At 67.6% G+C, this 20,351-nt stretch carries 19 protein-coding genes and 1 pseudogene; 7 read left to right on the forward strand and 13 right to left on the reverse strand.

Translation table 11 applies throughout. The features are described 5' to 3' along the window. From OQ968_RS24250 to OQ968_RS24270, 5 genes and pseudogenes are all read left to right on the forward strand, one after another. Window positions 1-459: pseudogene (locus OQ968_RS24250) on the forward strand (oxidoreductase); the annotation flags it as partial. A 178-nt stretch (window positions 460-637) separates the two neighbouring features. Beyond that, a complete protein-coding gene (locus OQ968_RS24255; RefSeq protein ID WP_324682148.1) occupies window positions 638-2,143 on the forward strand; it encodes an MFS transporter in 1,506 nt (501 codons plus the stop codon). 201 nt (window positions 2,144-2,344) lie between these two features. Continuing rightward, window positions 2,345-3,676: an acyltransferase gene (locus OQ968_RS24260; RefSeq protein WP_324682150.1), complete on the forward strand. Its 1,332-nt coding sequence runs from the start codon at window positions 2,345-2,347 to the stop codon at window positions 3,674-3,676. A gap of 86 nt (window positions 3,677-3,762) precedes the next feature. Continuing rightward, window positions 3,763-4,779: a TauD/TfdA family dioxygenase gene (locus OQ968_RS24265; RefSeq protein WP_324682151.1), complete on the forward strand. Its 1,017-nt coding sequence runs from the start codon at window positions 3,763-3,765 to the stop codon at window positions 4,777-4,779. Window positions 4,780-4,822: 43 nt separating this feature from the next. Further along, complete coding sequence (locus tag OQ968_RS24270; protein WP_324682153.1) at window positions 4,823-5,314, forward strand: flavin reductase family protein; 492 nt, start codon at window positions 4,823-4,825, stop codon at window positions 5,312-5,314. A gap of 30 nt (window positions 5,315-5,344) precedes the next feature. Here the strand turns inward: OQ968_RS24270 and OQ968_RS24275 are convergent, their stop codons facing one another. The 5 genes from OQ968_RS24275 to OQ968_RS24295 form a co-directional block, all read right to left on the reverse strand. Further along, on the reverse strand, window positions 5,345-6,091 hold the full coding sequence (locus tag OQ968_RS24275; protein ID WP_324682155.1) for a succinate dehydrogenase/fumarate reductase iron-sulfur subunit: 747 nt from the start codon (window positions 6,089-6,091) through the stop codon (window positions 5,345-5,347). Beyond that, window positions 6,091-8,019, reverse strand: a complete 1,929-nt coding sequence (locus tag OQ968_RS24280; protein WP_324682157.1) for a fumarate reductase/succinate dehydrogenase flavoprotein subunit — start codon at window positions 8,017-8,019, stop codon at window positions 6,091-6,093. The genes OQ968_RS24275 and OQ968_RS24280 overlap by 1 nt, the downstream gene beginning before the upstream one ends. Before the next feature lie 44 nt (window positions 8,020-8,063). Next, window positions 8,064-8,885 (reverse strand): hypothetical protein, encoded by an 822-nt coding sequence (locus tag OQ968_RS24285; protein ID WP_324682159.1) that lies wholly within the window; start codon window positions 8,883-8,885, stop codon window positions 8,064-8,066. A gap of 90 nt (window positions 8,886-8,975) precedes the next feature. Continuing rightward, the gene (locus OQ968_RS24290; protein WP_324682160.1) at window positions 8,976-9,272 is read right to left on the reverse strand and encodes a hypothetical protein; all 297 of its coding nucleotides are present in this window, start codon (window positions 9,270-9,272) and stop codon (window positions 8,976-8,978) included. Between the two features lie 187 nt (window positions 9,273-9,459). Next, complete coding sequence (locus tag OQ968_RS24295; RefSeq protein WP_324682161.1) at window positions 9,460-9,900, reverse strand: Hsp20/alpha crystallin family protein; 441 nt, start codon at window positions 9,898-9,900, stop codon at window positions 9,460-9,462. A gap of 215 nt (window positions 9,901-10,115) precedes the next feature. Between OQ968_RS24295 and nirB the strand changes: the two genes are divergently transcribed. Together nirB and nirD are read left to right on the forward strand one after the other, a co-directional pair. Next, window positions 10,116-12,668 (forward strand): nitrite reductase large subunit NirB, encoded by a 2,553-nt coding sequence (nirB, locus tag OQ968_RS24300; RefSeq protein ID WP_324682163.1) that lies wholly within the window; start codon window positions 10,116-10,118, stop codon window positions 12,666-12,668. Window positions 12,669-12,681: 13 nt separating this feature from the next. Next, entirely contained in the window at window positions 12,682-13,038 is a 357-nt protein-coding gene (gene nirD / locus OQ968_RS24305) for a nitrite reductase small subunit NirD (RefSeq protein ID WP_324682166.1), read from the forward strand. 9 nt (window positions 13,039-13,047) lie between these two features. Here nirD and OQ968_RS24310 read toward each other — a convergent pair whose 3' ends face one another. The 8 genes from OQ968_RS24310 to OQ968_RS24345 form a co-directional block, all read right to left on the reverse strand. Continuing rightward, window positions 13,048-13,497 carry a hypothetical protein gene (locus tag OQ968_RS24310; RefSeq protein ID WP_324682167.1) on the reverse strand — a complete coding sequence of 150 codons (450 nt, stop codon included), beginning with the start codon at window positions 13,495-13,497 and terminating at the stop codon, window positions 13,048-13,050. Window positions 13,498-13,528: 31 nt separating this feature from the next. Beyond that, window positions 13,529-14,257 carry a sirohydrochlorin chelatase gene (locus OQ968_RS24315; RefSeq protein ID WP_324682169.1) on the reverse strand — a complete coding sequence of 243 codons (729 nt, stop codon included), beginning with the start codon at window positions 14,255-14,257 and terminating at the stop codon, window positions 13,529-13,531. Then, window positions 14,254-15,399 carry a uroporphyrinogen-III synthase gene (locus tag OQ968_RS24320; protein ID WP_324682170.1) on the reverse strand — a complete coding sequence of 382 codons (1,146 nt, stop codon included), beginning with the start codon at window positions 15,397-15,399 and terminating at the stop codon, window positions 14,254-14,256. Before OQ968_RS24320 ends, OQ968_RS24315 begins: the two co-directional genes overlap by 4 nt. Window positions 15,400-15,433: 34 nt before the next feature. Continuing rightward, a complete protein-coding gene (locus OQ968_RS24325; protein WP_324682171.1) occupies window positions 15,434-16,840 on the reverse strand; it encodes a nitrate/nitrite transporter in 1,407 nt (468 codons plus the stop codon). Between the two features lie 261 nt (window positions 16,841-17,101). Continuing rightward, complete coding sequence (locus tag OQ968_RS24330; RefSeq protein ID WP_324682173.1) at window positions 17,102-17,647, reverse strand: GNAT family N-acetyltransferase; 546 nt, start codon at window positions 17,645-17,647, stop codon at window positions 17,102-17,104. Between the two features lie 10 nt (window positions 17,648-17,657). Beyond that, window positions 17,658-18,575 (reverse strand): 5-oxoprolinase/urea amidolyase family protein, encoded by a 918-nt coding sequence (locus tag OQ968_RS24335; protein ID WP_324682174.1) that lies wholly within the window; start codon window positions 18,573-18,575, stop codon window positions 17,658-17,660. Between the two features lie 13 nt (window positions 18,576-18,588). Next, window positions 18,589-19,251: an allophanate hydrolase subunit 1 gene (locus OQ968_RS24340; RefSeq protein ID WP_324682175.1), complete on the reverse strand. Its 663-nt coding sequence runs from the start codon at window positions 19,249-19,251 to the stop codon at window positions 18,589-18,591. 99 nt (window positions 19,252-19,350) lie between these two features. Next, complete coding sequence (locus tag OQ968_RS24345; protein ID WP_324682177.1) at window positions 19,351-20,340, reverse strand: ABC transporter substrate-binding protein; 990 nt, start codon at window positions 20,338-20,340, stop codon at window positions 19,351-19,353. Window positions 20,341-20,351: the final 11 nt, after the last annotated feature.

The following is a 20,351-nucleotide window of genomic DNA, read 5'->3' on the forward strand; positions in this document are numbered from 1 at the left end:
CAACGCGCGCACTTCGACGCGCTGCCCGTCGAATTCGTCGCCGAGGCGATCGCCACCCTGGGCGCCCAAACGGTCGAGGGGTTGCAGACCTACCACGTGATGAACCCCCACGACGACGGCATCGGGCTCGACGAATACGTCGACTGGCTCATCGAGGCCGGCTACCCCATCCAGCGCGTCGAGGACTTCACCGAATGGGCACGAAAGTTTGCCGCCGCCCTGCACGAGCTGCCGGATAAACAGCAACAGCACTCGCCGCTGCGGCCGTTGCAGTTGTTGTCACGCAATTTCAGTTATTTGCCGCCCCTAAAGCCGAGGCGCGGCTCGTTCGCGCCGACCGACCGATTCCGTGCCGCAGTGCGAGAGGCCAAAATCGGCCGCGACAACGACATCCCGCACATCTCGACGCCGATCATCATCAAATACGTCACCGACTTGCAGCAGCTCGGCCTGCTCTAGCCACTAAACGACCCGTTGGATCTCCGTGCAATCATGGCGAGCCGTTTTATGTGTTCGCCCGCGATAATTGACACATTTTAGTAGGGTGGTCCGCTATCACAGCCTCAGCGACGAAGAGCAGGCGCCTACCTCGGCACCAGGTCATTTGACGACACAACGCGCGGAATGAGCGACTCCAATGCCCGTCGAACCGACCACGCTGCGCCGCAATAGTGGGTATTTGCCCACGGTCCTGCGGTCTCGCCGGTTCCTCGCCGCGATTAGCGCGATCGGCGGCATCCAGCTGCTAGCGACAATGGACGGCATCATCGCGGTCATCGCGCTTCCTAAAATCCAAAACGAGCTGGGTCTGTCGGACGCCGGGCGGAGCTGGGTCATCACCTCGTTTGTGCTGACCTTTGGTGGGCTGATGCTGCTGGGTGGGCGTCTTGGTGACACCATCGGCCGTAAGCGCGCCTTCATCATCGGAGCTGCACTGTTCACCATCGCCTCGGTGGTGTGCGGAATCGCCTGGGACGAAGGCGCTCTCGTCTTGGCTCGGCTGCTGAAGGGCGTCGCGGCGGCGATCGCCCTGCCGACCTGTATGGCGCTAGTGGCGACCACGTTTCCGAAGGGTCCGGAACGGAACGCGGCGGTCGCCGTGCTCGGTGCGGCGGCCGGCATCGGCTCGGTGATGAGCTTGGTCTTGGGCGGGATGCTCACCGCGGTGTCTTGGCGCCTGGCGTTTCTAGTAAATGTGCCCCTCGGGCTGCTCGTGATCTACCTGGCCCACACCGCGTTGCGGGAAACCCAGAAGGAGCGGATGAAGCTCGACGCCAGCGGGGCCATGCTCGCCACCCTGATGTGCGCCGCTGTGGTTTTCGGGTTGTCGATGGGGCCGCAGACGGGTTGGCTCTCAACCACCACGATTACATCAGCAGCGGTGGCTCTCGGTGCTTTCGTGGCGTTCGCCGTCGTGGAGCGCGTGGCCGAGAACCCCGTCGTGCCGTTCAGCCTGTTTTTGGACCGTAACCGGCTGGCCACGTTCGGCGCGACGTTCCTGGCCGGGGGGCTCGTATTCACCCTGAGTCTCATGGTGGCCCTGTACGTGCAGGACATCATGGGCTACAGCGCGCTGCGTGCCGGCATTTGCTTCATCCCGTTCGGTGTTGCGATGGGCCTCGGGTTGAGCGCGTCGTCGCGGTTGGTGACGTGGTTCCCGCCGCGGATGGTCGTGATCGGCGGCGCCATCGTGGTGCTGGGCGCGATACTGTATGGCGGCTCGACACTCAACAGTGGTGCTCCGTACTTCCCGAATCTCGCGGTGCCGCTCGTCGGCGCCGGCATCGGCATCGGCTTGATCAACGTTCCGCTCTCGCTCGCGTTGATAGCGAGCGTCGGTTTCGACCGGATCGGACCTACGTCGGCGATCGCAGTGATGCTGCGAAGCCTCGGAGGGCCTGTGGTGGCGGTGGTCATTCAGGCCGTAATCACGTCGCGTACCTTCCATTTGGGCGGCACCGGCGGGCCGGTGAAGTCCATGAACGCCGCCCAACTACACGCGCTGGACCACGGTTACACCTACGGCCTGCTGTGGCTAGCCGGGGTGGTTATCTTGATCGGCGGAATGGCACTGTTCATTGGCTACACCGCGCGGCAGGTGGCACACGCGCAAGAAGTCAAAAACGCCATCCGCGCCGGGTAGCCAGCTCTCATGCGGCCACTGTATTCGTTATCCAGTTCAGCGCCCGCCTTTCCGATTAAGATATCGCCGTGTTGGACGCGTACGTCAAAAGAATTGGGTTTGCCGCGATGGCCGGCTGCGGCCCGACTGCCAGCACTAATACCGAAACTCCGCAGGCGTTGCGCGGCCACGCGGCCTCGACGAACTGATTGGCACGCGCTGGTGGGCCAGGCGAACACCGCGGGACATGTCCGCGATCTGGCGGTCGACCTCTACCGTGTAGGGGGGCTGGTCTTAATTGTCGTCGGGCATTGGCTGCTCGCGTGCATGACCTATCACGACGGACATTTCGGTCTTCAGGACGGAATTTCCGACATGCCTTGGACGGCATGGCTGAGCTGGATTTTCCAGGCGGTCCCGGTGTTCTTCCTGGTGGCTGGCTATGCCGGCGCTGTGTCGTGGACGCATCGGTGCGATGCCGACGGCATGTCGCGGCAGGCCTGGCTTGGGCATCGACTGGCTCGGGTACTCGGACCGACCGCGGTTTACGTGGCACTCGTGTCGGTAATTGTGGTGGTTCTACAGGTCCTCGGCCTGCCCGGCTCCATGCTGAAGCTCGCGGGTTGGGCACTGGGGACGCACCTGTGGTTTCTCGCCGTCTACGTGTTGGTGGTGTCGCTGACACCCATTGCGATTGCCGCACACCGCCGTTGGGGTCTGTTAGTGCCGGGAGTGCTGGCGGTGGGGGTAGCGGCGGTCGACGCCGCCGCGGTCCACGGCCACGTGCCTTACATCGGCTGGCTGAACTGTCTGCTGTGCTGGGGACTGCTTTACCAGCTCGGAATCGCGTGGCACAGCGGGTCGTTAGTTGGCCGTATGCCCGTGCTGCTCGCCTCGGGATCGGCGGTCGCACTGGCACTGCTGATTTGGCTGGGACCCTATCAAGTCAGCATGGTCGACGTTGCTGTCCACGGGCTTCGGAACGCGATCCCGCCCACGGTGGCAATGCTGGCGTTCGGTTGCGCGCAGGCCGGAGTTGTAGTGACACTTGCGCCCGCGCTCAATCGCGCGCTCCGTACCGACCCGGTGCAGCGTGCACTATCCGCCGCCAACAGCAAAGTGATGCTTCTCTACCTATGGCACATGGTGCCAGTGGTGGTCGTGGCGTTCGTCGGCTACCGGGCCGGGCTATTTCCGCAACCGATCGAAGGAAGCGCGGCGTGGTGGTGGTTCCGGCTGGAGTGGGTTTTCATCATCGGCCTCGCCGCAGCGGTCGAGATGGCCCTGTTGTGGTGGGGGCGACGGGTTTTCGCGGCCCCTCTGCCCATGCTTCCTATGCCGCTCAGACAGCGTTGGGCGGAACCGGTCACACTAGCCGGTGCGTCAATGGCGGCGTATGGCCTGTGGTTGTTCGCCCACTACGGCTTTGCTCCTGCGGGTCACCTTGCGTGGGTCACCGCGCTGCTATTCGCCGTGGGTTTGGCTTTGGTGGTGTTTCGACCCGCCGAGGTCACCGGTGATCGCCCCGCGGATCGCGCGCTCCGGATGGAGTAGCGAAGGTACATGAGGTTTGTGACAACGTCCCCAACGGCAAAGGCTCCTGGTAGCTTCACGTACCACAGCCGCTCGGCGCAGGAGGGATGGCCGTGGGGACCGACATCTTCCCGCTAACGGACGCAAGACCGCTTCCGGACCCGCCGTTCCCCCTCGTGGTAGAGCCGGCGACAGAGCACATCGACGTGGTGGCGTGGGCCACGGCCCAGCGCGGTGCGATCCGCGAGCTCGTGCTACGCCACGGCGGCATCCTGTTCCGCGGCTTCACCGGCGGGTCGGTCGAAACATTCCGCGACTTCATCGCCGCGATGTCCGGCGAGCCCCTCCCTTATCTGGAGGGCTCGTCGCCCCGGCATGAGGTGGCCGACCGCGTCTACACCTCGACCGATTACCCCGCCCGCCACCGCATCCCCTTGCACAACGAGCTGTCCTACAGCAACACCTTTCCGCTGCGCATCTTCTTCCACTGCGTCGTACCGCCGGCCAGCGGGGGCGCCACTCCGCTGGCCGACTCACGCAAGGTGTATCAGCGGATCTCGCCCGCGGTGCGCCAACGCCTGGAGGAAACGGGCTACCTCTATGTCCGGCACTTCGGCGGCGACATCGGCATCGGGTGGCGCGAAGCCTTCGAGACCGACGACCGCGCCGTCGTCGAACGTTATTGCGCCGACCACGACGTCGAACTCACCTGGGGGCCGGGCGACGAACTCACCACGCGACAGCGTCGACCGGTATCGGAGGCGCACCCCGAAACCGGTGAGATGACGTGGTTCAACCATCTCACCTTCTTCAATGTGTCCAGCTTGGACCCGATGGTCGCCGAGGCGCTGCTGTCGATGGGCAAGGAGAACCTGCCCAACAACACCTACTACGGCGACGGCACGGACATAGAACCGGCGACCCTTGACGAGCTTCGTGCCGCGTACGACGCCGAGAGCGTGGCCATACCGTGGCAAGAGGGCGACATCCTGATGCTCGACAACATGCTCGTCTCCCACGGGCGGGAGCCATACACGCCGCCCCGGCAGATTGTGGTCGGCATGGCCGAGCCATGGTCCCGCCCCGGGAGTAACGGACAGGGATACTCGTCCAGTAGGGTCTGATAGGACAAAATCCGTCGTCTGCTCGAGGGGCGAACGAAGTCCGGTGAACTCAACGAAGAAGCTGACACCGTCCTCACTCCGTGAGGCCTTCGGCCACTTCCCGTCCGGTGTGGTGGCCATCGCCGCCGAGGTCGACGGAACCCGGGAAGGGCTGGCGGCCAGCACCTTCGTCCCCGTCTCCCTGGAACCGCCGCTGGTGTCGTTCTGCGTGCAGAACACGTCGACGACGTGGCCCAAGCTCAAGGACCTGCCGATGCTGGGCATCAGCGTTCTCGGTGAGTCCCACGACGAGGCCGCGCGCACCTTGGCCGCCAAGACCGGCGACCGGTTCGCCGGGCTGGAGACGGTGTCCAGCACCACCGGCGCGGTCTTCATCAAGGGCACCGCCCTGTGGCTGGAGAGCGCGATCGAGCAGATGATCCCCGCCGGGGATCACACCATCGTGGTGTTACGGGTCAACGAGGTGACGGTGGACGCCGAGGTGGCGCCGATTGTGTTCCACCGCAGCGGATTCCGGCGAATCAGTCCGCACTGACCGCGAGAGTGCAACTGGGCTCGAAAACGCTCAGCGGCGAAACAGCTTGTTACCCAGCCACACCACGGGATCGTACTTGCGGTCGGCGACCCGCTCTTTCATCGGGATCAGCGCGTTGTCGGTGATCTTGATGTTTTCCGGGCACACCTCGGTGCAGCACTTGGTGATGTTGCAGTAGCCCAGGCCGTGTTCGTCCTGCGCCTGGCTGCGCCGGTCGAGCGTGTCCAGCGGGTGCATCTCCAGCTCGGCGATGCGCATCAGGTAGCGCGGGCCGGCGAACGCCTGCTTGTTCTCCTCGTGGTCGCGGACCACGTGGCAGACGTTCTGGCACAGGAAGCACTCGATGCACTTGCGGAACTCCTGCGAGCGCTGCACGTCGACCTGCGCCATTCGGTACTCGCCGGGCTGCAGCTCCTTGGGCGGCGCGAAAGACGGTATCTCGCGGGCCTTTTCGTAGTTGAACGAGACGTCGGTGACCAGGTCGCGAATCACCGGGAACGTCCGCAGCGGCGTGACCGTCACGACCTCGTCCTCGGCGAAGGTGGACATCCGCGTCATGCACATCAACCGCGGATAGCCGTTGATCTCCGCCGAGCACGATCCGCACTTGCCCGCCTTGCAGTTCCACCGCACCGCGAGGTCGGGGGTCTGCGTCTGTTGCAGGCGATGAATGATGTCGAGCACTACCTCGCCCTCGTTGACCTCAACCGTGAAGTCCTGCAGCGCCCCGGACGCGTCGTCGCCGCGCCACACCCGCATCGTCGCGTTGTAGGTCATCAGCCTCTCCGTCCTGGGTGGTCGGCCAGCTCGTCGTCGGTGTAGTACTTCTCCAGCTCCGAGATCTCGAAGAGCTCGAGCAGATCGGGCCGCATCGGCGTCTGCTCCTCGCGCGTGATGGTGATGTCGGGGATCACCTCGTCGCCGCCGCCCGTGCGGCAGACCAGCAACAGCTTGCGCCACGAGGAATCCATCGACGGGTGATCGTCGCGGGTGTGACCGCCGCGGCTCTCGGTGCGCTCCAGCGCGGCCTTCGCGACGCACTCGCTGACCAGCAGCATGTTGCGCAGGTCGATGGCCAGGTTCCAGCCGGGGTTGTACTGCCGATTGCCCTCGACCTGGAGGTTCTTGAACCGCTGGCGGAGTTTGTCGAGCCGGGCGAGGGCCTCGGTGATCTCGTCCGACTTGCGGATGATGCCCACCAGGTCGTTCATCGACTGCTGCAGCTCCAGCTGCAGGGTGTACGGGTTCTCCGCCTGGCCGCCGTCGGTCGGTCCGTCGAAGGGGGCCAGCGCTCGCTTGGCCGCAGCGTCGATGGATCCCGACGAGATGGTCGGGCGGCTGCTGAGCGCCCGGACGTAGTCGGCGGCCCCCAGGCCGGAGCGCCGGCCGAACACCAGCAGGTCCGACAGCGAGTTACCGCCGAGCCGGTTGGAGCCGTGCATGCCGCCCGAGCACTCGCCGGCGGCGAACAGCCCGGGCACCGTGGCCGCGCCGGTGTCGGCGTCGACCTCTATGCCGCCCATCACGTAGTGGCAGGTGGGCCCGACCTCCATCGGCTCCTTGGTGATGTCGACCCCCGCCAGCTCCATGAACTGGTGGTACATCGACGGCAGCCGGCGCTTGATCTCCTCCGGCGTCAGCCGCGACGCGATGTCCAGGAACACCCCGCCGTGCGGGCTGCCCCGGCCGGCCTTGACCTCGGAGTTGATCGCGCGCGCGACCTCATCGCGGGGCAGCAGGTCCGGGGTGCGACGGGCCGAGTCGTTGTCCTTGAGCCACTGGTCGGCCTCTTGTTCGGTCTCGGCGTATTGGCCCTTGAACACCGAGGGGATGTAGTCGAACATGAACCGCTTGTCGTCCGAGTTCTTCAGCACCCCGCCGTCGCCGCGGACACCCTCGGTGACCAGGATCCCCTTCACGCTCGGCGGCCACACCATGCCGGTCGGGTGGAACTGGACGAACTCCATGTTGATCAGCGACGCGCCCGCCCGCAGCGCCAGCGCGTGCCCGTCGCCGGTGTACTCCCACGAGTTGGAGGTCACCTTGAACGACTTGCCGATCCCGCCGGTGGCCAGCACCACCGCCGGCGCCTCGAACACGACGAACCGGCCACTCTCACGCCAGTAGCCGAACGCCCCGGAGATTCGCCCGCCGTTTTCAGAGCCGTCCTTGAGCAGCTCGGTGATGGTGCACTCGGCGAACACCTTGATCCGCGCGTCGTAGTCGCCGAATTCGGCGTAGTCCTCCTGCTGCAGCGACACGATCTTCTGCTGCAGCGTGCGGATCAGCTCGAGGCCGGTGCGGTCGCCGACGTGCGCCAGCCGCGGGTAGGTGTGCCCGCCGAAGTTGCGCTGGCTGATCTTGCCGTCCTTGGTGCGGTCGAACAGCGCGCCGTAGGTCTCCAGCTCCCAGACCCGGTCCGGCGCCTCCTTGGCGTGCAGCTCGGCCATCCGCCAGTTGTTGAGGAATTTCCCGCCGCGCATGGTGTCGCCGAAGTGGGTCTTCCAGTTGTCCTTGGGGTTGGCGTTGCCCATGGCCGCCGCGGCGCCGCCCTCGGCCATCACCGTGTGGGCCTTCCCGAACAGGGATTTGCACACCACCGCGACCCTCAGGCCGCGCTCGCGCGCCTCGATGACCGCGCGCAGGCCCGCGCCGCCGGCACCGATGACGACGACGTCGTAGGAGTGCCGTTCGACCTCAACCATGAAACCCTCGCTCAGCTTTTCTTAGTAATTCTCGAAATGGCTTTTCAGCCAATGAATCTGAAGTCAGTGATGGTGCCGCTGGCCACCAGCATGATGTAGAAGTCGGTGAGTGCCAGGGTTCCCAGCGTGATCCACGCGTATTGCATGTGCCGGGTGTTCAGCTTGCTGATCTGTGTCCAGAGCCAGTAGCGCACCGGGTGTTTGGAGAAATGCTTGAGGCGGCCGCCGGTGACGTGCCGGCACGAGTGACACGAGACAGTGTAGGTCCACAGCAGCAGCACGTTGACCACCAAAATGACGTTGCCCAAACCGAACCCGAAGCCCGAGGGCGAATGGAACGCCATTATCGCGTCGTAGGTGTTGATCAGCGAGACCACCATCGCGAAGTAGAAGAAATACCGGTGGCTGTTCTGAATGATCAGCGGGACACGGGTTTCCCCGGTGTAGTGGGCGCGCGGTTCGGGCACCGCGCATGCGGTGGGTGACTGCCACACCGACCGGTAGTAGGCCTTGCGGTAGTAGTAGCAGGTGATCCGGAAACCCAGCAGGAACGGTAACACCAGCATTCCCAACGGAATCCACCACGGGAAGTGGCCGAACCAGACCCCGAGATGGCTTGCACCCGGCGCGCACGACGCGCTGACGCAGGGCGAATAGAACGGCGTCAGGTAGTGGTATTTGTCCACCCAGTAGCTGTTGCCCACAAAGGCCCGGGTGGTGGCGTAGACGATGAACGCCAGCAGGCCGAGGTTGGTCACCAGCGGCGGCTGCCACCAGCGGTCTGTGCGCAGCGTCCGCTCCGGTATGTGTGCGCGGGTGGCAGAGAAAACGCCGGACTCAGAACGGGTCGCCGTGGGTGCGCTCATCAAGTGTTCCTCTTCGAACGGGCTGTCTGGTCGAAGGGTACACAGATAGAGCCCTCCCTTTTACGGGGGGCTTGGGTTGCCGCGAATTCGTCAGTACCTGCTGTGACCCCCGACACCCTCGTCGTCGACATCGCGCCAGAATTCGGCGTCGTACTCGGTGTCGGGAATGGTGATCTTCTCGCCGGACTGCTGCACCGTCGCGCGGGCCAAATCCAGTTCGGACACGTCGGTATCGAGCAATTCGACGTCGCTGAGGATCCGGTCGGCGTCGAGCACGATGCGACGCATCGCCGGGCTGTCGCCGTATCGCGCCTTCAGGGAGCTCACGCACCGCCGCAAGCCGCCGATGAGGTCGTGAAGTTCGGCGAGTTCGGTAGCGCTGGACAACGGGTCTCCTCGGGCGGACGGTGTCACGGATCACAGTACGTTGCCGATACTAACCGCCGCGCCGGGCTCACGTGAGACACGTCACGGCGTTGACCGTGAGCTCACGGCTTCACGCCCGAAGCTCCGACAGACGCAGAATCCGGCGGAGCCGTTGGGGCCCCGCCGGATTCGGTCTCGACCGCCGGAATTACTTGGTGATGGCGATGCGCTTCGGCTGCGTTCCGGCATAGGCGCCGGTGACGCGGACCGTCAGCACGCCGGCGTCGTAGGAGGCGGTGACCGCCTCGCTGGTGACGTGGGCGGGCAGCTGGAACGACCGACGGAAGGATCCGTAACGAATCTCACGCAAGGTGCGGCCGTCCTCCTCCTCGGAGTGCTCGTCGCGGTGTTCGCCGTGGATCACCAGCCAGCCGTTCTCCACCTCGACGTTGACGTCCTTCTCGACGTCCACGCCGGGCAGCTCCAGGCGCACCACCGCGTCGTCGCCATCCTTGACGATCTCCGCGGCCGGGGTGAATCCGCTGGATACCGGCTTGAACCAGTCCGCCGCGGCGGCCGGGCCGAAGAAGTCGCGAAGCCACCGGTCCGTGTTCCAGGCCGGTCGCGACCACAGTGCGAGGTTACTCATGTTCGTCTCCTTGAGCTTCGTTGTGACTTTGCTGTGACCGGCGCCTCACCGGCCGGCCATTAGTAGAAACATGAGTCGATCACGCTAAAGTTCCACCTGGGTGTTCGCCGTCAGAGAACAGCTTCACAGCGGGCGGCGTGAGGTGTGAGGCCGCCGTCATACGAGTGTCACATTGGGCGACTTTTCCTTAATTTGCCGCTTCTACCCTCAGTGCCATGCCTTCCGCCGGAACCCCGTCCGCGCACCGCGCGGCCCGCCACACCATCGTGGTCGGGCACGGCATGGTGGGGCACCGCTTCGTCGAGGCGCTGCGGGCCCGGGACGACGACGGGGCTTGGCGCGTCACGGTTTTGGCCGAGGAGCGCGACGCGGCCTACGACCGGGTCGGCCTGACCTCCTACACCGAGAGCTGGGACCGCGGCCAGCTGGCGTTGCCCGGCAACGACTACGCCGGCGACGACAACGTGCGGCTGCTGCTGAACACCCGCGTCACCGAAATCGACCGCGCGACAAAGTCGGTCATCACCGCGGACGGCGGGCGGCACCACTACGACGCCCTGGTGCTGGCCACCGGCTCCTACGCCTTCGTGCCGCCGGTGCCGGGCCACGACCTGTCGACATGTCACGTCTACCGCACCCTCGACGACCTCGACGCCATCCGCGCCGGCGCCGAGAGCGCGGGCGCTCGCAACCTGGCCGGCGTCGTGATCGGCGGCGGGCTGCTCGGGCTCGAGGCCGCTAATGCGCTGCGGCAGTTCGGGTTGCCCACGCACGTGGTCGAGATGATGCCGCGGCTGATGGCACAACAGATCGACGAGGCTGGCGGCGCGCTGCTGGGCCGGATGATCGCCGAGTTGGGGATCGCGGTGCACGTCGGCACCGGCACCGAGTGCATCGAAAGCACGGACGGCCCGGCGTCGGTGCGGGTGCGCCTGACCGACGGGGACGTCATCGACGCCGGCGTGGTGATCTTCGCGGCCGGCATCCGGCCGCGCGACGAGGTGGCCCGGGCGGCCGGGCTGACGATCGCCGAGCGGGGCGGCGTTCTGACCGACTTGTCATGCCGGACAAGCGATCCCGATATCTACGCCATCGGCGAGGTCGCCGCGATCGAGGGGCGCTGCTACGGGTTGGTCGGGCCCGGCTACACGTCTGCCGAGGTGGTGGTGGACCGGCTGCTGGACGGCGCCGCGGAGTTCCCGGATGCGGACCTGTCGACCAAGCTCAAACTGCTGGGCGTCGACGTCGCCAGCTTCGGCGACGCGATGGGGACCACCGAGAACTGCCTCGAGGTCGCCATCAACGACGCCGTGAACCAGACCTACGCCAAGCTGGTGCTCTCCGACGACGCCAAGACCCTGCTGGGCGGGGTGCTGGTGGGCGACGCCTCGTCGTACGGGGTGTTGCGGCCGATGGTCGGCAGCGAGCTGCCGGGCGATCCGCTTGCGCTGATCGCGCCGGCGCAGTCCGGCGGGGGCACCTCGGCCCTCGGAGTCGGGGCGCTTCCGGACTCGGCGCAGATCTGCTCGTGCAACAACGTCACCAAGGGCGACCTGGCGGGCGCGATCGCCGACGGCTGCGGCGACGTCGCGTCGCTCAAGTCGTGCACGGCGGCCGGCACCTCGTGCGGGTCGTGCGTCCCGCTGCTCAAGCAGCTGCTGGAAGCCGAGGGCGTGGAGCAGTCCAAGGCGCTGTGCGAGCACTTCGCCCAGTCCCGGGCGGAGCTCTTCGAAATCATCTCCGCCACCGAGATCCGCACCTTCTCGGGCCTGCTGGAGCGATTCGGCCGCGGAAGGGGTTGCGACATCTGCAAGCCCGTCGTCGCGTCCATCCTCGCGTCCACCGGCTCCGACCACATCCTCGACGGCGAGCAGGCGTCGCTGCAGGACTCCAACGACCACTTCCTGGCCAACATCCAGCGCAACGGCAGCTACTCGGTGGTGCCGCGGGTCCCCGGCGGTGACATCAAGCCCGAGCACCTGATCCTGATCGGCCAGATCGCCCAGGACTTCGGGCTCTACACCAAGATCACCGGGGGCCAGCGCATCGACCTGTTCGGCGCCCGGGTGGACCAGCTGCCGCAGATCTGGAAGCGCCTCGTCGACGGCGGCATGGAGTCCGGCCACGCCTACGGCAAGGCCGTGCGCACGGTGAAGAGCTGCGTGGGCAGCGACTGGTGCCGCTACGGCCAGCAGGATTCGGTGCAGCTGGCCATCGACCTCGAGCTGCGCTACCGGGGCCTGCGCGCGCCGCACAAGATCAAGCTTGGCGTCTCGGGGTGCGCGCGGGAATGCGCCGAGGCGCGCAGCAAGGACGTCGGCGTCATCGCCACCGAGAAGGGCTGGAACCTCTACGTCGCCGGCAACGGCGGCATGACGCCCAAGCACGCCCAGCTGCTGGCCGGCGACCTCGACACCGAGACGCTGATCCGCTACATCGACCGGTTCTTGATGTATTACATCCGGACCGCCGACCGGCTGCAGCGCACCGCGCCCTGGGTCGAGTCGCTCGACGGCGGGCTCGATCACGTGCGCGAGGTGGTGTGCGACGACTCGCTGGGCCTGGCCGAAGAATTCGAGGCCGCAATGGCGCGGCACGTGGATAACTACAAGTGCGAATGGAAGGGCGTGCTGGAGGATCCGGACAAGATGTCGCGGTTCGTGTCCTTCGTCAACGCCCCGGACGCCGTCGACTCGACGGTGACGTTCACCGAGCGCGCCGGCCGCAAAGTGCCTGTGCCCATTGGGATGCCGCGGGTTCGCGGATGACGAGGGAGGAATCATGACACTTCTCAACGACATTCACGTGTGGACGATCGCCTGCGCGTACGACCACCTCATTCCGGGTCGCGGCGTCGGTGTGCTGCTCGACGACGGCTCCCAGGCGGCCCTGTTCCGGCTGGACGACGGGTCGGTGTACGCCGTCGGTAACGTAGACCCGTTCTCCGGCGCGGCGGTCATCTCGCGTGGCATCGTCGGCGACCGCGGTGGGCGCGCCACGGTCCAATCTCCCATCCTCAAGCAGGCTTTCGCGCTCGACGACGGCAGCTGCCTGGACGACCCGAGGGTCTCGGTGCCGGTGTACCCGGTGCGCGTCACGCCCGACCGCCGCGTCGAGGTCGCGCGCGTCGCCGCCTAGGACACGCGCTCAGTCGATGTCCCCGACGAGATATCGCTGCATCGTCGGGCCGATCGCGTCGACGAGCGCGTCCACCGACATCGAGTGCAGCGGCTCGGATCGCACGCCGTAGCGCATGATGCCCAGGCCCACCAGCTGAGAGGCGCACAACGACGCCCGCACGGCGACCTTGTCGGCGCCCAGGATCTTCAGCAGCGGCCCGAAAACCGGGCCGATGAACATGCCCTGCACGATCTCGGCGGTCTTGGCCATGCCCGTCGACGCGACCGCACTCGCGGCAAACGGGCCGCCGCCGGCCGCATCCCAGGTGGTGATCAGCATGTGCAGGGTCCGGCGGCCGACCTGGTTGACGCCGCCGGTGACGATCCGGTCGATGAACTCCGGTGTGCCGAACGGCAACCGCAGCATCTTGGCGACCGGGTCGAGGAGCCCACGCGCTGGCTCTTCGCGACGGGGCATGCTGTCAGGATCGCCCGTCGACGAGCAAAGATCAAGCGTTGCGCACGTCGGCGCGCCTCCCGTGCAAAGCCTGGCGCGCTGGGGGTTTCGGCACGGCCCTGCGGAACCGGCTCGCGATCAACCGGGCCAGCCCGGGATGGGTGCCCAGCGGTTGGCTGACCAGGTCGGCGCCGCAACCGCGCAGCCGTTGCTGAAACAGGCCGTCGGCCAACAGATAGGAGGCGACGGCGACGCGGCGGGCGCCGTCGCGGCGGGCGCGCAGGACCGCCTCGCGCACGTCGGGATCGCCGGTGGCGGCAAAGCCCAGCCGCACCCGCGATCCGGTGAGCGCCGACAACCACGTCGCGGTGGTGTGCAGGTCGGCGCGCGCCCGGTGATCGGACGTCCCGGCCGCGCCGAGGATCACGGAATCGCCGGGGCGCCAGCCCGATTCAATCAATTGGTAGAAGACAATCCGCGCGATCTCCCCGCTCGGCCCGAGCGCCGGGGTGACGACGACGTTCGCACGCCCGCTGGCTGCCACGTGGGCGGGCAGGTCGGTGCGGACGTGATATCCGCGAGAAAGGAACGCCGGCACCACGATCGCGCGCCGGCCGTCGGCGGCGTGCGAGAGCACCTCGCTGGGGGTGGGTCCCAGCACGTCGACGAACGCGACCTGCACCGCGCGGTCCAGCAACGTGCCCACCCGGGCCGCCAGGTCTCCGGTCATCGCGACACCGGCCGGCCGGCGGGTGCCGTGCGCCACCATTATCAGGCTCATGCCATTCCCGCCGGCTCGTCGACGGCCAGCCGGTAGCCGCGCTTGACCACCGTCGCCACAATGTTCCTGTCGCCCAAGGCCGTCCGCAGCCGCAGCACGGCCGTGTCGACGGCGTGCGGATCGTTGCTGTTGCCGGGCAGCACCCGCAGCAGGTCGTTGCGGGCGACGACATCGCCGGGTCGCTGCGCCAGCGCGCGGAGTATCGCCATCCCGGACCCGGACAGCGTTTTGACGGAGCCATCCACCAGTGCGCAGTTTCCCCGGATGTCCACGAGATGTCCGGCCGCCCGCACGTGGCACGAACCCAGCAGCGGCAGCTCCTCGGCGATGTGACGGGCCAAGGCGCCCAACCTCATTCGATCGGGAGATGACGCCGGGACGCCCTTGCGGATCAGCGGCTGGGAGGTCACCGGGCCCACGCACATCGCGTGCACGTCGGTGCGCAGCGCCGTCAGCAGCTGGTCCTCGATGTCGAGGTCGCGGCTGCGCTCCAGGACCGCCGCCGCGGCCGGCGCCGACGTGAAGCTCACGGCGTCGAACTGCCGGCGTGCGATCCCGGTAACCAGCTGGTCGAACTCGCCACCCAACGGGGTCGACTTCCACCGGTACACGCGGATGGGCACCACGTCCGCGCCCGCGGCGCGCAACCCGCCGACGAATTCCGGGAACGGATCCCAGGCGTCGGCCGCGCCGTGCAGTTGAACCGCGATCCGCATGCCGGACACGTCGGATTCGAGGAGGTATTTCAGTAGCTCGGTTGAGGATTCGGATTTCGGCGACCACTCCTCGTGCAGGCCGGCGGCGCGCAGCGCGCCGGTCGCCTTCGGCCCGCGGGCCACGATGCGCGCCGACGACAGCGCCGCGACGAGCTGGTTGGCCAGCCCCCACCCCTCTGCGGCGGCCAGCCAGCCGCGCATGCCGATGCCGCTGTGCGCCACCAGAATGTCGGGTGGCGCGGCGATCAGCGCCTCGGTGTTGCCGTGCAGCTCGTCGTCGTCGGGCAGCGCGATCATGTTGATCGCCGGGGCGCTGTAGACCTCGGCGCCGTTGCGGCGCAACAACGCGGCCAGCTCCTCGGCGCGACGGGCCGACGTCACCGCGATCCGGTAACCGGTCAGTGGTGCAGAGTGTGGCCGGGCCATATCAACTGTGTATGCCTGGGAGGTTTCCGCGGCGTTACCGCGCAATTGCTGACGCATTGCTCCCGCTGCGAGCACGATCACACCCGCGCGGGGCGCGGACCGGCCGGCGGACATACGTCGTCCAGGTCAGGATCGCGGCGACGACGTAGCAGGCCAGGAACGCCCAGTATGCCGGCGTCTCGGTGCCGCTGCGCAGGTAGGACTCGCGCAGCGCCAGGTCGATTCCGACGCCGCCGAGCGCGCCGACGGCGGCGCAGAACCCGATCAGCGACCCCGACATCGCGCGCGACCACTGCCGGCGGTGCGTCTCGCCGACGTCCAGCGAGCGGCTGCGCGCCTCGAACACCGACGGGATCATCTTGAACACCGAGCCGTTGCCCATCCCGGACAGGACGAACAGGACGACGAAGCCGACGACGTATCCGGTCAGCACGACGGGCCCGGCACCGCCGGCGTGGTGGTCGACCGTGCCGACGACGACGAGCAACACGGCGCCGGCGATCATGCCGCCGAGCACGCCGAGGGTGACGCGGCTGCCGCCGAACCGGTCGCCCAGCTTCCCGCCGTAGACCCGCGCCAGCGATCCCAAAAGCGGCCCGACGAAGGCGATCTGCGCGGCGTGCAGCGCCGCATGCGGAGCGGTTTCACCGCCGGCCGCGAAGTTGACCTGCAGCACCTGGCCGAAGGCGAAGGCGAACCCGATCCAGGAGCCGAACGTGCAGATGTAGAGCAGCGAGATCACATAGGTGTCGCGTTCGAGGAGGACCGAGCGCATCGTGTTCACCTCGATGCCGTGGTCGAGGTTGTCCATGAACAGCGCCGCCGCGATGCCGACGACCGCCAGCAGCACCAGGTAGACAGCGCACACCAGGTACGGCGCCCGGTGACCGGCGGTGGCGAGCGCCAGCAGGCCGACCAGCTGGATTCCCGCGACGCCGAGGTTGCCGACGCCGGCGTTGGTCGCCAGCGCGGCGCCCTTGAGCCGCTGCGGGTAGAAGGCGTTGACGTTGGCCAGCGACGCCGCGTAGTTGCCGCCGCCCAGCCCGGTCAGCGCCGCGCACACGACGTAGGGCCACAGCGGCAGGCCGGGATTGGCCAGCAGTACGACGGTGCCGACCGTCGGGAGCAGCAGCGCGAACGCCGACAGCATCGTCCAGTTGCGGCCGCCGAGGGCCGCGATGCCCAGGGTGTAGGGGATGCGGACGCAGCCCCCGACCAGGGTCGCGACCGCGCCGAGCAGCAGCTTGTCGCCCGCGGAAAAGCCATAGACGGACGCCGGCATGAACAGCGCCATCACCGACCACAGCGACCAGACGGAAAACGCGACGTGGTCGCCGGCCATCGTGCACAGCAGGTTGCGACGGGCGATTCTGTTGTTGCCCGCCTCCCAGGCCGCGGTGTCCTCCGGATTCCAGTCCGTGATGCGGTGGGTGCGGCCCATGCGGTGTTCGCCTTTCGTGCAGGGGGTTTGGGTGGCGCGGTCAGGCGGCCGCGCGAAACCCGTTGGGCGCGTTGAGCGAACGGGCTGACACCCGATGCTCACATCAGGAATGGAAGTCCGTCAACTCGATTCGGCCGATATCGCCTGTAAGTTGAATCCCAGTTGTCTGGTAAGTCGCTGAAGGACAAGCGGATTCGCTGTGACGCGACCCCCGCCGTGGAATTCGGTGTGAGGCCGAATACTTTTCGTGCTATACGCGATCTACCAGACGTCCCCGGCGCGCCAATCGCACATCAGGTCCGCGGAGGTGTCCAGCTCGACCTCGACCGGCAGCACGTATACCGTCCCGTCGTCGTCGGGGGTGCGGGCCGGGCCCGTCGGCGCCAGCACCGACGTCGGGCCGCGCCACGGCAGCCAGCCGCGCGCCGCGTAAAGCCGTTGCGCCCGGATCGACGAACTGAGCGCGCCGAGTTGGTAGGCGCCGCGCACCACCTGCTCGACGCCGTCCAGCAGCGCGTGCACCAGGCCCTGGCCGCGGCAGTCCTCCCGCACCGCGACGCCCTCGACGTAACCGCAGCGCAGCGCCTCTCCCCGGTAGAGCAGCCGGCGCTGGATCACCGCGGCGTGCGCGATGATCGCGCCGTGCTGCCAGATCAGGGCGTGCATGCCGCCCAGCGTGTGCTCCCAGTCGTGCTCGCTGAAGTCACCGCCGAAGGCGGCGGTGACCATTTGGCGAACGCCGTGCCGGGTCTCGCTGTCGAGATCGGCGGTGTGGACCAGGCGGGCGGTGTGGACCTGGGCGGTCACACCCCTTTGTCTACCAGGCGGAAGCCGCCTGCGCCCCGGCCCCCACCGGAAGGCGGGGCCGCGCCCAGTGCAGCCGCACGTACTGGCCGGGCCGCACCTGGGCGACCTTGTCGATGTCCTCGTCGACCACCACGCCGACCACCGGGTAGCCGCCGGTGACCGGGTGGTCGGGTCCGAGGATCACCGGTAATCCGTTGGGCGGCACCTGGATTGCGCCGCGGGTGACACCCTCGCTGGGCAGCTGGCGGTCGGGGTAGCGGGACCGCAACGGGCGGCCCTCCAACCGCATTCCGACCCGGTCGCTGCGGTCCGAGGCCATCCAGATGGTGCGCACCAGGACGTCGGGATCGACGAACCAGTCGTCGCGCGGTCCGGGCACCGCCCGCAGTTCGACCAGATGCGCGTCGATCGCCGCCACCGGGGCCTGGTCCAGTTCGGGGTAGTCGTCGGTGTGCTCGCCGATCGGCAGCCGATCGCCGGGCGCAAGCGGCGGCGGGCCGATCGCGGACATCACGTCGTAGCTGCGCGAGCCCAGCACCGGCTCGACACAGATGCCGCCGCGCACTGCCAGGTACGTCCGCAGCCCGGCCCGCGGGGTGCCCATCGAGATCACCTGGCCATCGCGAACATGCTGAATGCTGTTGGCGCCGAACTTGATTCCGTCGACGGTCGGCTCGGTGTCGGCGCCCGTCACCGCGATGTCGACGTCGCCGCCGCGGACCCGCGCGCACAGTCCTCCGAACGTCACCTCCACGGTGGCGCGGTCGTCGGGGTTGGCGACCAGCCGGTTGGCCAGCCGGTGCGAGCGGCGGTCGGCGGCGCCGGAGCGGCCGACGCCGAGGTGAGCCAGCCCGGTGCGGCCGAGGTCCTGCACGACGGCCAGGGGCCCGGTGCGCAGGATTTCCAGCGTGACGCGCGGAGTTGTCACGGCGTCCTCCTTCTCACGCGGCCCGGAACCGGACCCACATGCCCTGCGTCAGCAGGGCAGGGTTGGGCCGCTCAAGGTCCCACAGCACCGCGTCGGTGTGGCCGATGAGTTGCCAGCCGCCTGGCGATTGGCGCGGGTATATCGCGCTGAATTCGCCGGCGAGGGCGACCGAGCCCGCCGGCACCGAGGTCCGCGGCTCGGAGCGGCGCGGCACCCGAAGGCGCGGGTCGCCGTCCACCAGGTACGCGAAACCCGGTGCGAATCCACTGAATCCGACCCGCCACAGGCTCGAGGTGTGGGCGTTGATCACCTGCGCGGTGGTCAGCCCGGTGTGGTCGGCGACCTCCGCGAGGTCGGGGCCGTCGTAGACGACGTCGATCACCACGTCGGCGCTGCGCTCCGCCGCGGCGGCCTCCTCGGCGCGCACCGTCATCTTGCGCAGTCGCTGACGGACGACCCCTTGGTTGCGGGGGCCGTCGAGCTTGACCAGCACCGTGCGGGCGGCCGGGACGATGTCCAGCACGCCGGGCAGCGCCGCGGCGCGCAGCGCGTCCGTCCACGCCAATACCTCTGCGGTGCTGCCACATTGCACCATCAGAGCCTGGTCGCCGTAGTCGAACACGGTGTTGCCGACCAGCTCCGTCGGCAGGCCCCTGGTTAGGTCAGTCACGCTCATTACTCGACGGTAACCTCGCAATCGGGGCAGGTCGAGGGGAGTGCCCGGGATTTTCGAGCACTGCCAGAGGTGCCTTAGCAAACGCTCAAACAGCGGGTTCTACCCGAGGATCTTGGCGATCTGCGGGGGCAGCTGGTCGGCGACCACCGGGTAGCTCAGCGGCGACGAAAACGCGATCGCGCCGGCCTGGTCCTTGGTGGTGAAGATGTGCCGGCTCTGCGCGGTCGCCTGCGACCCCGCCACCTCGGGATCGGCCAGCAGCGCCTTTTGGTCGTCCGGGCTTTCGGTCGTCCAGATCAACACGTCGGCGGAATCGAGCACCGCCTTGATCTGGTCGCGCGGGATGACGGCGCGGTGATCGGAGACGAACGGCTTGATGCTGTCGGCGATGACCAGCCCCATCTGGTTCAAAAAGTCGGTCCGCCAGCCCGCCGCCGTCGCGACCACGGTGCCCTGAAAGAGGCTGCCCTGCATCAGCAGTGCCTTCTTGGCCTGCCATTGCGGATACTTCTGCGCGACGGCGGCGAACTGCTTGTCGACGCCGTCGATCAGCGACTTCATCTGGTCGGCCTGAAACACCGCCTGGCCGATCGCGGTGGCCTGCTCCTTCCACGGCTCGAAGAACGCATCGCCGTCCGACTGCGCCAGGGTCGGCGCGATCGCCGACAGCTTCTGATAGGTGTCGGCGTCCACACCGGCGTTGACGGCCACGATTAGGTCCGGCTTCAGCCCGGCGATCTGGTCGACCGGAATCCCATTGTCCAGGTTCAACACCACCGGGCGCGCGTCGCCGAGCTTGGGCTGGGCCCACGGCCACACCGCGAACGGTTGATCGCCGAACCAGTTGGTGACCGCGACGGGCACCACGCCCACCGCGAGCAGGTCGTCCTGTTCGGTGTAGCCGGCGCTGACCACGCGCTTGGGCGGCTCCTTGACGACGGTCTCACCGAACAGGTGGGTGATGGTCACCGAGCGGCCGCCGGAGGTGCCCGGCGCCGGTTTGGGCGACGAGCACCCCGGCGCCGCGGCGGCGGCCCCGAGCGCCGCGGCGGCCCCGGCGAGCTGCAAGAACTCCCGCCGACTCTTCATCGCGTGAGAGT

The organism is Mycobacterium sp. 663a-19 (assembly GCF_035616495.1).
Lineage (GTDB): Bacteria > Actinomycetota > Actinomycetes > Mycobacteriales > Mycobacteriaceae > Mycobacterium.